The organism is Janthinobacterium sp. OK676, assembly GCF_900103595.1.
Lineage (GTDB): Bacteria > Pseudomonadota > Gammaproteobacteria > Burkholderiales > Burkholderiaceae_D > Janthinobacterium.
In genome coordinates, this window is sequence record NZ_FNHA01000014.1 from 209,793 (window position 1) to 221,971 (window position 12,179).

General features: G+C 63.3%; 14 protein-coding genes. 8 read left to right on the forward strand and 6 right to left on the reverse strand.

The genetic code is table 11. The features are described from left to right. Positions 1-111: 111 nt before the first annotated feature. The gene (locus tag BLU39_RS24620; protein WP_092718176.1) at positions 112-2,958 is read left to right on the forward strand and encodes a M16 family metallopeptidase; all 2,847 of its coding nucleotides are present in this window, start codon (positions 112-114) and stop codon (positions 2,956-2,958) included. A gap of 70 nt (positions 2,959-3,028) precedes the next feature. On the opposite strand, the gene BLU39_RS24625 is transcribed toward BLU39_RS24620, so the two are convergent. The 4 genes from BLU39_RS24625 to BLU39_RS24635 form a co-directional block, all read right to left on the reverse strand. Then, positions 3,029-3,712: a YiaD family glycine zipper/OmpA-like lipoprotein gene (locus tag BLU39_RS24625; protein WP_232731346.1), complete on the reverse strand. Its 684-nt coding sequence runs from the start codon at positions 3,710-3,712 to the stop codon at positions 3,029-3,031. Positions 3,713-3,854: 142 nt separating this feature from the next. Further along, a complete protein-coding gene (locus tag BLU39_RS28405) occupies positions 3,855-4,001 on the reverse strand; it encodes a lmo0937 family membrane protein (RefSeq protein ID WP_121670992.1) in 147 nt (48 codons plus the stop codon). A 166-nt stretch (positions 4,002-4,167) separates the two neighbouring features. Next, on the reverse strand, positions 4,168-4,476 hold the full coding sequence (locus tag BLU39_RS24630) for a hypothetical protein (RefSeq protein ID WP_100429289.1): 309 nt from the start codon (positions 4,474-4,476) through the stop codon (positions 4,168-4,170). A 93-nt stretch (positions 4,477-4,569) separates the two neighbouring features. After that, a complete protein-coding gene (locus tag BLU39_RS24635; RefSeq protein ID WP_092718182.1) occupies positions 4,570-5,223 on the reverse strand; it encodes an outer membrane lipoprotein in 654 nt (217 codons plus the stop codon). A gap of 186 nt (positions 5,224-5,409) precedes the next feature. On the opposite strand from BLU39_RS24635, the gene BLU39_RS24640 reads away from it, so the two are divergent. Then, complete coding sequence (locus BLU39_RS24640) at positions 5,410-6,186, forward strand: Crp/Fnr family transcriptional regulator (protein ID WP_092718185.1); 777 nt, start codon at positions 5,410-5,412, stop codon at positions 6,184-6,186. An 84-nt stretch (positions 6,187-6,270) separates the two neighbouring features. Here BLU39_RS24640 and BLU39_RS24645 read toward each other — a convergent pair whose 3' ends face one another. Together BLU39_RS24645 and BLU39_RS24650 are read right to left on the reverse strand one after the other, a co-directional pair. Continuing rightward, on the reverse strand, positions 6,271-6,489 hold the full coding sequence (locus BLU39_RS24645; protein ID WP_092718188.1) for an osmotically-inducible lipoprotein OsmB: 219 nt from the start codon (positions 6,487-6,489) through the stop codon (positions 6,271-6,273). Positions 6,490-6,663: 174 nt separating this feature from the next. Next, positions 6,664-8,700 carry an AsmA family protein gene (locus BLU39_RS24650; RefSeq protein WP_092718190.1) on the reverse strand — a complete coding sequence of 679 codons (2,037 nt, stop codon included), beginning with the start codon at positions 8,698-8,700 and terminating at the stop codon, positions 6,664-6,666. Positions 8,701-8,957: 257 nt separating this feature from the next. Here BLU39_RS24650 and BLU39_RS24655 point away from each other — a divergent pair, with 257 nt between their 5' ends. The 6 genes from BLU39_RS24655 (at position 8,958) to BLU39_RS24680 (ending at position 12,036) form a co-directional block, all read left to right on the forward strand. Beyond that, positions 8,958-9,362 carry a DUF4398 domain-containing protein gene (locus BLU39_RS24655; RefSeq protein WP_092718193.1) on the forward strand — a complete coding sequence of 135 codons (405 nt, stop codon included), beginning with the start codon at positions 8,958-8,960 and terminating at the stop codon, positions 9,360-9,362. A 25-nt stretch (positions 9,363-9,387) separates the two neighbouring features. After that, on the forward strand, positions 9,388-10,287 hold the full coding sequence (locus tag BLU39_RS24660) for an OmpA family protein (protein ID WP_092718195.1): 900 nt from the start codon (positions 9,388-9,390) through the stop codon (positions 10,285-10,287). Positions 10,288-10,373: 86 nt separating this feature from the next. After that, positions 10,374-10,910, forward strand: coding sequence for a ferritin-like domain-containing protein (locus BLU39_RS24665; protein ID WP_070304102.1), 537 nt, complete (start codon positions 10,374-10,376; stop codon positions 10,908-10,910). A 58-nt stretch (positions 10,911-10,968) separates the two neighbouring features. After that, entirely contained in the window at positions 10,969-11,271 is a 303-nt protein-coding gene (locus BLU39_RS24670) for an ElaB/YgaM/YqjD family protein (RefSeq protein WP_035826246.1), read from the forward strand. Between the two features lie 18 nt (positions 11,272-11,289). Then, complete coding sequence (locus tag BLU39_RS24675; RefSeq protein ID WP_092718197.1) at positions 11,290-11,676, forward strand: phage holin family protein; 387 nt, start codon at positions 11,290-11,292, stop codon at positions 11,674-11,676. A 21-nt stretch (positions 11,677-11,697) separates the two neighbouring features. Beyond that, positions 11,698-12,036: a hypothetical protein gene (locus BLU39_RS24680; protein WP_092718200.1), complete on the forward strand. Its 339-nt coding sequence runs from the start codon at positions 11,698-11,700 to the stop codon at positions 12,034-12,036. Positions 12,037-12,179 lie beyond the last annotated feature (143 nt).

Below are 12,179 nucleotides of genomic sequence, written 5' to 3' on the forward strand. Positions count from 1 at the left end.
GGGCAGCGAAGACGCAGCGCGGGCCCATGGCAATTCTTGCGTTTGTATCGCATTGCGCCCGAGCATCTTTCGCTTGCGCATCTTTAAACGTAGTGTTACCAGGACTCCGCCTTGAAACCCATTACCGCTCTCCTGCTTGCCGCCGGCATCCTGTCGCCGTCGTTCATCCTGGCCGCCACCCCGGTCGAAGCCGCGCCGACCCAGAAAACCGGCACGGCCGCACCGAACCGCGCCGCCGCCGTCAAGGTCACGTCCGTCGAAGGCATTACCGAATACCGCCTGTCCAATGGCTTGCGCGTGCTGCTGTTTCCGGACGCCAGCAAGCCGACCCTGACCACCAACATCGTCTACCTGGTCGGTTCGCGCCATGAAAACTATGGCGAAACGGGCATGGCCCACTTGCTCGAGCACTTGCTGTTCAAGCCCAGCGCCAACTTCGGCGTCAAGAAGGGCACGAAAACCCCCGTCGAGATCCTGAACTCGACGGGCGCCCAGTTCAACGGCACCACCTGGTACGACCGCACCAATTACTACGCGACCTTCCCCGCCAACGACGACAATCTGCGCCAGATGCTGGCCATGGAAGCGGACCGCATGGTCAACGCTGCCATCGACCAGAACGACCTGTGGAATCCCAAGACGCAAAAAGGCGAAATGACCGTCGTGCGCAACGAATTCGAGATGGGCGAGAGCGACCCGATCGGCGTGACGAGCGAACGCATCCAGGCCATTGCCTACGATTGGCACAACTATGGCAAGTCGACCATCGGCGCCCGTTCCGACATCGAGCAGGTGAACATTCCCCGTTTGCGCGCGTTTTACCATAAATATTATCAGCCCGATAACGCTGTGCTGATGGTGGCGGGCCGCTTCGACGAAGCGAAGGTCTTGAAGCAGATCAATGAGCTGTTCGGCAAGATCCCGAAACCGACGCGCGTGATCGAGCCGACCTACACGGCCGAGCCCGTGCAGGATGGCGAACGCGCCGTGACGGTGCGCCGCAGCGGCGGCACGCAGTTCGTCGGCGCCGGCTATCACGTGGCGCCTTCCGGCAACCCGGACGCCGTCGCCATCGAAGTGCTGGGCCACGTGCTGACGGACGCACCGGCCGGGCGCCTGCACAAGGCGCTGGTGGAAACCAAGCTGGCCAGCAAGATCGAATACAACTCGGTGAGCAACCTCGAGCCGGGCTACAACCTGTTCGGCGCGCTGGTGCCCGTCGATGGCAACCTCGACGCGGCGCAAGCGGCCATGCTGAAAGTGCTGGAAGACTTGAAATCGCAGCCAATCACGGATGCCGAAGTGGCGCGCGTGAAACAGCAGCTGAACAAGCAGGTCGAACTGATCACCTCGAACACGGCGCGCATGACGATCGCCCTGACGGAGTCCTTGGCGGCCGGCGACTGGCGTCTGTTCTTCTTGCAGCGCGACTTGCTCGACAAGCTGACGACGGCGCAGGTGCAGGCGGCGGCCGAGAAATACCTGAAGAGCTCGAACCGCACCCTGGGCCGTTTCATCCCTACCGATGCGCCGGACCGCACCGTCGTGCCGGCCTATGCCGACGTGGCGCCGCAACTGGCCGGCTACACGGGCCGCGCCGTGGTGGCGCAGGGCGAAGCGTTCGATCCGAGCCCCGACAATATCGAAGCGCGCACCACGCGCTTCACCTTGCCGAACGGCTTGAAAGGCGCTTTGCTGCCGAAGAAAACCAAGGGCGGCACCGTCAGCGTCGTGTTGAAATTGCAGCTCGGCAGCGAAGAGAGCTTGCGCGGCAAGGCGCAAGTGGGCAGCTACACGGCCAATCTGCTGTCGCGCGGTACGGATAAACTGTCGCGCCAGGAAGTGAAGGACAAATTCGACCAGCTGGGCACGCAAGTGGCCATCACGGGTGGCGCCGAGGGTGTCACCGCCATGCTGATGGGCAAGCGCGAGAACTTGCCCGCCGCCATGGACCTGCTGGCGCAAGTGTTGCAAAAGCCGGCCCTGAACGAGACGGAATTCCTGGAGTTGCAGCGCGAGCGCGTTGGCCGCGCGGAGCAGGAATTGCCGGAACCGCAGCCGCTGGCCGTGAACGCCTTCCGCCGCCTGCTCGACGCCACGCCGGAAGGCCATGTGCGCCACGTGGCCACCTTGCCGGCGGAGCTGGCGCAATGGAAAGCCATCAAGGTCACCGACGTAAAAGCTTTCCATGGCGCCTACTATGGCGCGGCGAACGCCACTTTTGCCGCCGTGGGCGACTTCGACCCGGCCGCGCTGAAGGCGCAAGTGGCCAGCCTGTACGGCAGCTGGAAGGCGCAGCAGCCATATGTGCGTATTCCTGATGCCGTCAAGCCCGTCAGCGGTGAGAAAGTCACGCTGGAAACGCCGGACAAGGCCAACAGCGTGTTGTTCGCCATCCAGCCGATTCCCCTCAAGGATGACGCCGCCAGCTATCCGGCCTTGCTGATCGCCAACCACATGCTCGGCGGCGGCGCCTTGCGCAGCCGCCTGGCCGACCGCATCCGCCAGAAGGAAGGCCTGTCGTACGGCGTCGGCTCGCAAGTGAGCATTCCGTCGCGTGAACCGGCCGGCTACTGGATGGCCTACGCCATCAGTGCGCCGCAAAATACGGTCAAGGTGGAAGCGGCCCTGCGCGAGGAAATCGCCAAGGTGCTGGCCGACGGCTACACGGAAGCGGAACTGGCCGAAGCGAAGAAGGGCTGGCTGCAATCGGAAGAAGTGGGCCGCACGCAGGACAGCGGCCTGGCGCGCGAGCTGGCCACCTACCTTGCCGAAGACCGCACCATGGCTTACGACAAGGACCTGGAAGCGAAAGTGGCTGCCTTGACCCTGGCCCAAGTGAACCAGGGCCTGCGCGAATACCTGAAGCCATCGGCCGTGTCGGTCGTGACGGCGGGCGATTTTGCCAAGGTGGCGAAAGAGGGTGAGAGCGGCGCCAAGGCAACGACGTCGAAGTAAGCTGTTTTAAATGGAAAAAACCCGCCGGCAAGTGACCTTGCCGGCGGGTTTTTTATTGAAGAATGTCAACTTAGCGTGGCGCCATTTCGGCTACGTAGATTTCCACGCGGCGGTTGCGTGCGCGTCCCGATGCATCGGCATTCGAGGCGATCGGCTCGCGCGAGCCGCGGCCTTCCGTCACGACGCGGGTCGGCGAGACGCCGCGCATGGACAGGTAGTCGCGCGTGTGGGCCGCGCGTTCCACCGACAGCGGCTCGTTGATGGAATCGCTGCCCGTGCTGTCCGTGTGGCCGATGATGCTGACCGTCGTGTTCGGGTTTTCATTCAGGGTGGCGGCAAAGCGGTCGAGGATGGGGCGGAAGTTGCCCTTGATGTCGGCACGGTTGGTGTCGAAGGAAATGTCGCTCGGGATTTCCATTTTCAGGCGGTTGTCGGCCGTTTGCGACACTTGCACACCAGTACCCTGTGTCGCTTGTTCCATCGCGCGCTTCTGGTTTTCCATGCGGTTCGACCAGATATTGCCGATGACGGCGCCCGCTGCCGCGCCGATCAGGGCGCCGCCGGCCGTGCGGCCGCTGCTGCCGCCACCGGTGGTGCCGCCGATCAAGGCGCCCAGGCCTGCGCCGACGCCGGCGCCCGTGGCCGTGCCACGTTGCGTTGCGGACATATCCGCGCAACCGCTGGCGGCCAATGCGATCACCAGCATGCCGATCAGGGATTTGGCGCCAGGGCCTTTTTTGAATGTTTCTTTCATGGATTTTCTCCTAGTTTTGTTATTGGGACATACCCAGGACTACCTGTACACGTTACTGCAAAACGGGCCTGCTTGCCAGCGCACGCAAAAGGGCGGCGCCCGTTCGCACGCGCACCGCCCCCTCCGGCCAGTCAATTGGCCTCTATAAACCGCGCCCGCTGATCAGGCGCAACAGGATCATGATGACGGCCACCACCAAGAGGATGTGAATGAAGCCGCCAATGGTATAGGAAGTTACCAGGCCCAGCAGCCAAAGAATGATGAGTACGACGGCGATTGTATACAGCATGATGTGTCCTCCGAAAGTAGTGTGTGGATGACGGCGGCTGCCTTGGCCTTGCGCCGTCATCGGTTCTTGTCATTGCGCGGCGACCGGGTCGCTGAACGCTGATGCCATGACTGATTGTCTATTTTGTTTTCCCTGCCTTCTGTACGCTGTCGTACACAAAGCTCAACTAACGGGGGCCGTTGGCGTGTTCATCGGCCATGCCCGGCACCCACGCCAGCATGCCGGCCATGCCGACGGCGCCGGCCAGGCAGCTGACCATGCCGCCCGTCAGCAGCAGCATGACGCCAAACACGGGACCGCCCGTTTCCGGCGCCAGGTCCAGCGCGCAAAAGCCCAGCGCGGTGGCCAGCAAGCCGCCGCCGATAAAGCCCAGCCAGATTTTGTTGCTGCCTGCCTTGTCGCATTCCATGGCGCCTCCTTTGATGTCGTCGTTGAAATTTCCTGAATGCATCATCTCGCGGGACGGCAAGCTCATCTGTACGCCAACGAACATTATCAAAAAGAAAACGCCCGGACAGGCCGGGCGTGTATTCAGTTTGCAACGCCTTGCAGCGCTGTCATGGCCAATTTAGCCCATGGCGCGCAAGCCGCCGTTGACGACGCGCACGCGGTCGCCCTGGCGCCAGTTCGGCGCGGCGCTCTGGTGCACGGTGCGCGTCTTGCCGTTATCGAGACGCACGACGATGTTGTAGCTGCGCGTGGCGCGCACATTGCCTTCGATCTGGTTGCCGGCCACGGCGCCGCCGACGGCGCCCAGCACGGTGGCCAGCTGCCTGCCGTGGCCGCCGCCTACCTGGTTGCCCAGCAAGCCGCCGACGACGGCGCCGCCGGCCGCGCCCACGCCGCTGCCTTCGGCGCGCGTATTGACTTCATGGATGGCTTCGATCACGCCGCAGTTGCCGCACACCTGTGGCGCAGGGGCTGCCGCGTATTGTTGCTGCTGCTGCTGTTGCTGTTGCTGCTGGCGCATGGGCTGCTGCTGTGGCTGCGGTGGCATGGCGGCCAGCGGCTGCGCGCCGGCAGGCGGCAAGGCCGCTTGCGGCTGGTTTGCCTGCAAATTGGCCATCTGTTCGGCCGAGGCGCTGGCCGGCAGGGGCTGGCTATCGCCCTGGGACGAGGGCAGCCAGCCCATCAGGGCTGCCGTGCCCACGCCGCAAAACAGCAGGACGGCAACGGCGGCGGCAAGCACCAGCGGATGGAGGGATTTGGTGGTGGTGGTCATGGAAGGCTCCTTGGTCTTTTTAAAATAATGAAATGGGTCGTGCGTGTTATCCGTGCGATTCGCGTGTATGGCCAGTGTGCTGTACCGCTTGCCGCGCTTCCGTGCGTCACCGTACATACAGGGACGGTGACGCACCGTAGGCTAGGTAAAAATTATGTCGAGTTGTAACGACACCAAGGAAAAGCAATGCCACCAACGACTGCCAGCACGACCCTGTCCCGCGATACGGGCCGATCCGGCCTGGGATCGTCCGTGGGCGCGCCCGACGCCGGCAACCGCTTGCTGGCCAGCCTGCCCGAGCACGACTTGCGGCACCTGGCGGCGCTGTTCGATACCGTCAAGGTCGAGGTGGGCGAGGTGCTGTACGAACCGGGCCAGCCCATCGGCCACATCTATTTCCCCGTCGACTGCCTGATCTCGCTGCTGGCCGTGGCGGAAGGCCGCATGACACTGGAAGTGGGCTCCGTCGGCCGTGAAGGCGTCCTGGGCGCTTCCGTCGCGCTCGGCCATGAGCTGGCGCAAGTGCGTGCCGTCGTGCAACGTTCCGGCACGGCCAGCCGCATCGCGCGGGCCGATTTCTGCGCCGAATTCGCCCAGCTCGAGTCCCTGCAGCGCCTGCTGTACCGCTACACGGATACCCTGCTGGCGCAAGCCATCCAGATTGCCGTGTGCAGCCGCTTCCACGTGCTCGAGGCGCGCCTGGCCCGTTCGCTGCTGATCACGCGCGACCGCCTGCAGTCGGAAAAATTTCACCTGACGCATGAATTCCTCGCCCATACCCTGGGCGTGCGGCGGGTCGGCGTGACCAAGGCGGCCAGCGCGCTGCAACAGCAAAAACTCATCACCTACAGCCGCGGCAATATCGAAATCCTCGATTCGGCCGGCCTGGAAGCCGTGTCCTGCCGCTGCTACGAGCTGGTCAAGGACAGCGGCACCATCGGCATGGCCAACGTCTTCGTCTGATTTCCCTGTTTTCTTTCCTGGTGCAACAGACGCAAAAAAGCGGGGCGGGCGCCTGGGCACCCACCCCGCTTTCTCGTTCAATGATTACTTCGGTTTGACCTGGTTGCCGATCACGCCGCCGACAGCGGCGCCGCCGACTGCGCCGACGGCGCTGCCGCCCGTCAGCACGGAACCGGCGACTGCGCCGACGCCGGCGCCGATGGCCGTGTTCTTATCCTGGCGCGACATGTTGGAGCAGGCCGTCAGGCTCAACAGCAGGGCGGCAACGGAAGTGGTAGCGGCGATTTTTTTAATGATTTGCATGGTAGTTCTCCTATGAATTCGGACCTCGTGGCGCCGGCATGGTATGGGCCGGATGACTTCGTGACGCCGTGTGTTTCAGGCACGATCACAGAATAGGATTGTGACAAGGCAGGGTCTGTTCGGCAACGCACATAGGGGTGTAACAATTGTAATTGTGCACGGCTGGCGATATTGTCACCATGTTTTGCGCGGCGTCTTGCCCGGCTTCGGCGCCACCGGTTTCACGCGGGCCTGGGCCAGCAGGGCGGCGCAGGCGCTGTCCTCGCCGGGGCCGGTGTTGACCAGCGGCAGCAGGGCAGCCACGGGCGCCACCACGGCCAAGGCGAGGGCGCCGCCCGCGCGCAGGGCCAGCACGCCCTTGTCGACGCTCACGTCGGGCTTGCTGAAGGTGCCGCGCACGTACAGGGGCGAGCGCAGCGAAAAGACGCGCAAGCCCTTGCTGTCCGGTTGCAATGTCAGGTCCAGCCGTTCATCGGCCAGGTTCACCGTGCCGTCGACGTGCAATATGGCATCGTCCGTGTCGACGATGAACTGACGCGTGCGCATCAGTCCCTTGGTGGCGACGAAATCGGCGGCCATGCAGTTCAGCTTGACCTGCTTGTCGCCCACCAGCTTGGTCAGCACGACACTGCCGATATTCAAGCCCATCTCTTCCAGCAGCAGCTTGCTGATGCTGCCCCGCTCGATCAGCGCGCGCACTTCGCCGTTCGAACTGCCCAGCAGGCTGGCGACGGAATTGCCCGTGGCCGACAGCGACGCGTCGCCATTGATTTCGCCGGCGCTGGCGTGCAGTGCCGACAGGCGGGGAAACAGCTGCTGGATGTGCAGATGGCGGGCGCTGGCCTTGAGTTCGGCCGCGATGCCGTTGGCGATGACCTTGCCGCTGCCGTCGAGCTTGATCTGCGACGTCAGCGTGCCGCCCGCCACGTTGAAGTTGAGTGGCGTCAAGGACAGTACGCCATCCGTCAGCACCACGTGCGTGTCGAGCTTGCTGATCGGCAAATCAGCGTCGCGCGTGATCTTGTCGGCCGTGTAGCGCACGTCGGCGTCCAGGCTGGTCCAGCGCTCCGTCTTGAAGGTTTCCACGGGCAGCACGCGGCCGGCTGGCTGCGTCGAGGCCACGCCCCGTTCCTTCTTGCTGGCGCTGGAATCGGCGCCCACCAGCGGGCCGAGGTCGGAAAATTGCAGCAGGCGCGAGTGGACTTCGCCCGTCAGGCGCTTGCGTGGCGTGCTGGCGGAAAAAGCCAGCTTGCCGCTGATGTCGCTGGACCCCACCTTGCCGCTGAACTTGTCATATACCCATTCGCCGCCGCGCGGTGCCAGGGTGCCCGTCAAATGGCCTTCCGTGCTGTAGTGCGGCGTTTCCGGCAGCAGCACGCCCGTCAATGGATACAGGCGCGCCATGCTGGGCCCGGACAGCTTCAGGCGCACGTCGAGCGCGGCCAGGTCCGCCGGGCGCGTCAGCGTGCCTTCGATGGCCATGCTGTTGCCGCCCGCCCGCATGTCGGCCTGGATGGGGAAGGGCGTGCCTTGCTGCTGCAGCGACAGCACGCCGCCCGCCTTGCCGCCGCCCTTGACGGTTTCGCCACGGTATTTGCCCGACAGCGTCCAGGCGATGCCGTAGCGCGTATCGCCCGCGATGGTGTCGACATCGGCGCGCATGGCCGTTTGCGTGACCTCATCGTCGAGCACGACCGTGCCCTTGCTGAACACCACGCTTTGCAGTTCCAGCTGCCACGGTGATGGCTGTTCCTGCTTGTCGAAGGTCCAGTTGTTCTTGCCATCCTTGTTGCGCAGCAAGCTCACCTGCGGCGTGTCGAAGCGCAATTGCGGGATGATGATTTTCTTGTCCAGCAAGGCCAGGGGATTGAGCGAGAACGCCAACTGGCTGACGGTGGCCAGCTGCGCTTCGTCATCCGTCCCTGCCATCGTGCTCGGATTGCCCAGGCGCACATCCTTGGCCTGCAGGTGCGGCCATGGCAAATAGTCGCGCCAGCCTTGTTGCCCGCCATGCGCCGGCTGCTGCCACGTCAGCGCCAGGTCGCCCTCGATGGCGAACGGCCGTCCCAGCGCTTCGCTGGCGCGCGCATTGAGCCAGGGCCTGGCGCGGTTCCAGTCCATATTCATCAGGACGATGGAAGCCGTGACGGGCAGGGCGACGAGCACGGCGGCGCTGGCGAGGGCGATTTTCTGACGGCGGGAGAGGGGCATGAGCTGATTCTTTCTGGACAAGTAGCCACGATGCTACAGGAATCGCTTCACGGCCGGGGCTGTTTCAGGTTTTGTTGGCGGACACGTGCGCTGGCGCACGTTGCCCATGCAAGTATTGTCGATTTCCTACCGTATGTGCGGCACCGAACGGATATGCGGGGAGGGGGAGCCTATAACGTCTACATCAAACGCCGTTCCTGATTCCAGAAGCACCGACGTATGAACCCCCACGCTTAACATTCTCCAGGAGAAGAAAAATGACAAACCGAGATTTCAAGATGTCCCCGCTGGCTACCCTTGCCGCTTGCGCCACCGCCGTTGTCCTGATGACGGCTTGTTCCAGCCTGAAAACGCCGGCCACGGCCGACGTTGCCGTGTCGCGCGCCGCCGTCGATAACGCGGCCAGCGCCGGCGCCGCCGACCTGGCACCCGATGAAATGCGTTCGGCCCGCGAAAAAATGCGCATGGCCAATCAAGCCCTGAAAGACCGCGACTACAAGACGGCGCGCGACCTGGCCGACCAGGCGCAAGCGGACGCCAAGCTGGCGCAAAGCAAGGCCAACTCGGCCAAGGCCACCAGCGCCGCCGATGAAATCAACGAGAACATCCGCGTCATGCGCGAAGAGCTCGACCGTGCCAACCAGCAAGCCCCAAAACAATAAGCAACAATAAGAACAGGATTCCATCATGAAAAAAGCTCACTACACCACCATTCCCGGCCTGCTGGCCATGGCTGCCTTTGTCGCCGCCTGCAGCTCCGCACCGACCACCACCAGCCTGCTCGACCAGACGCGCGGCGATTACATGGCGGCGCAATCGAATCCGCTGGTGTCGACTTATGCGCCACGCGAATTCCGCGAAGCGAGCGCTGCGCTGGAAGCGGCAAACGCGGCCGCCACGCGCCAGGACGATAGCGAAAAAGTCGACAAGCTGGCCTACCTGGCCAAGCAAAAGATAGCCACGGCGCAAGAAGTCGCCAAGCAGAAGGCGGCTGAGGCGGACATCGCCAACGCCGGCAAGCAGCGCGACCAGTTGCGTCTCGATGCGCGCACGCAGCAGGCTGACCAGGCCACGGCGCGCGCCCAGTCGGCGCAAGCCGATGCGGAAGCGGCCAAGGCCCAGGCGCAAGCGGCTGAAGCGTCGGCCCGCGATGCGCAAGCCCGCGCCGCCGGACTCGAAGCGCAACTGGCCGACCTGGCCGCCAAGAAAACCGAGCGCGGCATGGTCATCACCTTGGGCGACGTGCTGTTTGGCACGGACAAGGCGAATTTGACGGCCGATGGCGCGAATACGGCCCGCAAGCTGGCCGACGTGCTGAAAAACAATCCGCAGCGCACCGTGCTGATCGAAGGCTTTACGGATAGCACGGGCGGTTCCGCGCACAATCTGGAATTGTCGCAACGACGCGCCGAATCCGTGCGCAATGCCCTGCTGGAGCAAGGCATCAGCCGCGATCGCATCGCCACCAAAGGCTATGGCGCCGCCTATCCGGCCGCCGGCAATGATACGGCGGCAAACCGCCAGCTGAATCGCCGGGTGGAAATCGTCTTGTCCGAGGACAACACGGCGATTCCCGCCCGCCGTTAAACGCCTTCAAGCGTTGCAGTCGCTAAAGGCAGCACCGGCCGAACCTTGGCCGGTGGATACCCACGCAAGTATTGAAAGGAAGCATCATGACACCAACATCTGTTGAGATCCCAGCCGGCATCGACACGGCGGCCATCCGCGCCGCCGCGAAAAACCTGGACGACGGCGCGGTGACGGCCGGCTACCAGGCCGACCGCGAGGAGCTGATCACCCTGCTGAATGGGGCGCTGGCCACCGAACTGGTGTGTATCGCGCGCTATAAACGCCATTACTACACCGTGAGCGGACGCGACAACGGCAGCATCAAGGCCGAGTTCCTCGAGCATGCGCAGCAGGAGCAGGAACACGCCGACTGGCTGGCCGAACGCATCGTGCAATTGAATGGCAAGCCGGATTTTAATCCTGCAACATTGCTTGCGCGTAGCCATGCCGAGTATGATGACTCCGAAGACGTGCAAAGCATGGTGCGTGCCAACCTGATCGCGGAGCGGGTGGCGATCGAGTCCTACCGCCAGATGATCGTCAAAATCGGCGACAAGGATCCGACCACACGCCACTTGCTGATCAAGATCATGGCTGTCGAGGAAGAGCACGCCGATGATATGCGCGATCTGATGGAATAGTGTTTTTGAGTAAAGTAGGTATAGTAACTACATTCATCCATAGCTAAGGAGCTAAACCATGTTGGAAAACAATATCACCACCGTCAATAACGATGTCAAAACCCTGGTCAAGGATGCGCAAGCCCTGTTCAGCGCCGCTGCCGCCCTGACCGGCGAAAAGGCCGACGAAGTGCGCGTCAAGGGCATGAAAACCCTGGATGCCGCCCTGGCCAAGGCGCATGAAGCGCAAGCGTCGGCCATCGTCGCCACCAAGCAGATGGCTGCCCAGGCGGACGGCTATGTCAAGGAAAACCCATGGCGTACGGTGGCTGTCGCCGCTGGCGTCGGCGTGCTGGTCGGCTTCATCCTGGGCCGCAAGTAATCCACTGTCAGGAGCGATATGGACAAGTCTGCTACGTCTCACCAGGGGCCGGGATTGATCGGCTCGGTCGCCGGCCTGGCCAAAAACGCCGTCGGACTGATGTTGTCGCGGCTGGAACTGGCCACCATCGAACTGTCGGAAGTGCGCAATCACATGCTGCAGCTGGTTGTCATTTTCGCGCTGGCGACGGTGGCGGGCTTGTTTGCCATTGCTTACGGCAGCGTGCTGATCGTTTTCCTGGCCTGGGATAGTCTGGGCTGGAAGATCCTCGCCATCATGACGGTCGTGTTCGTACTGCTGGCCATCGCCCTGGTCCTGTATGCGCGCGCCATGCTGCGTCAAGGAAAGCTGTCCATGCCCGCCACCATGGCGGAATTGAAGGCCGACCGCGACATGCTGATGTAAGCTGCCTCACGAGGAGAATTCATGTCGGAACACGACAAACTGGCGGCGCAAGCCGCCCGCAAGCGCCTGCTGATCGCCCAGGGCGAAATGTACCGCGTGGGCATCGTGCATGCGCGTGCCAACGTGGGCTATGCATTGCGTCCTGAATCGCTGTTGCAGGGCGTCGTCGAGACGGCTGTCGGCTTTGCCGGCCACCGCGTCGAATCGCTGCTGGCGCCGGGCGGCATGCGTTTGCAAGGCGCCATGCCGTATGTGCTGACGGCGTTATCGTTTATCGGACGCAAGAAGCTGGTGAAACCGGCCCTGGTCCTCGTGGCCGTGGCCGCCGTTGCCGCCGGCTGGCTGCGCCGCAAGCGCTGACGCTGGAATCGCCCGGAACGCCGTCATCGACGGCGTTTTTTTTTGGCTCTGTCATCGGCAAGTAGGGGAAATGCCGGAATCTTCCTGTGGCCGTGCTGTCTGACTCTGCATACTCACTCTGCGGGAGCCAATCATGCGGCCAG

What these genes read in the sequence shown, in the direction of transcription:
- BLU39_RS24645 (WP_092718188.1), bottom strand. Translation starts at nt 6,489, where the DNA reads ATGCAAATCATTAAAAAAATCGCCGCTACCACTTCCGTTGCCGCCCTG.
- BLU39_RS24665 (WP_070304102.1), top strand. Translation starts at nt 10,374, where the DNA reads ATGACACCAACATCTGTTGAGATCCCAGCCGGCATCGACACGGCGGCC.
- BLU39_RS24670 (WP_035826246.1), top strand. Translation starts at nt 10,969, where the DNA reads ATGTTGGAAAACAATATCACCACCGTCAATAACGATGTCAAAACCCTG.
- BLU39_RS24660 (WP_092718195.1), top strand. Translation starts at nt 9,388, where the DNA reads ATGAAAAAAGCTCACTACACCACCATTCCCGGCCTGCTGGCCATGGCT.
- BLU39_RS24655 (WP_092718193.1), top strand. Translation starts at nt 8,958, where the DNA reads ATGACAAACCGAGATTTCAAGATGTCCCCGCTGGCTACCCTTGCCGCT.
- BLU39_RS24680 (WP_092718200.1), top strand. Translation starts at nt 11,698, where the DNA reads ATGTCGGAACACGACAAACTGGCGGCGCAAGCCGCCCGCAAGCGCCTG.
- BLU39_RS24625 (WP_232731346.1), bottom strand. Translation starts at nt 3,712, where the DNA reads ATGAAAGAAACATTCAAAAAAGGCCCTGGCGCCAAATCCCTGATCGGC.
- BLU39_RS24635 (WP_092718182.1), bottom strand. Translation starts at nt 5,223, where the DNA reads ATGACCACCACCACCAAATCCCTCCATCCGCTGGTGCTTGCCGCCGCC.
- BLU39_RS24650 (WP_092718190.1), bottom strand. Translation starts at nt 8,700, where the DNA reads ATGCCCCTCTCCCGCCGTCAGAAAATCGCCCTCGCCAGCGCCGCCGTG.
- BLU39_RS24630 (WP_100429289.1), bottom strand. Translation starts at nt 4,476, where the DNA reads ATGAGCTTGCCGTCCCGCGAGATGATGCATTCAGGAAATTTCAACGAC.
- BLU39_RS24640 (WP_092718185.1), top strand. Translation starts at nt 5,410, where the DNA reads ATGCCACCAACGACTGCCAGCACGACCCTGTCCCGCGATACGGGCCGA.
- BLU39_RS24675 (WP_092718197.1), top strand. Translation starts at nt 11,290, where the DNA reads ATGGACAAGTCTGCTACGTCTCACCAGGGGCCGGGATTGATCGGCTCG.
- BLU39_RS28405 (WP_121670992.1), bottom strand. Translation starts at nt 4,001, where the DNA reads ATGCTGTATACAATCGCCGTCGTACTCATCATTCTTTGGCTGCTGGGC.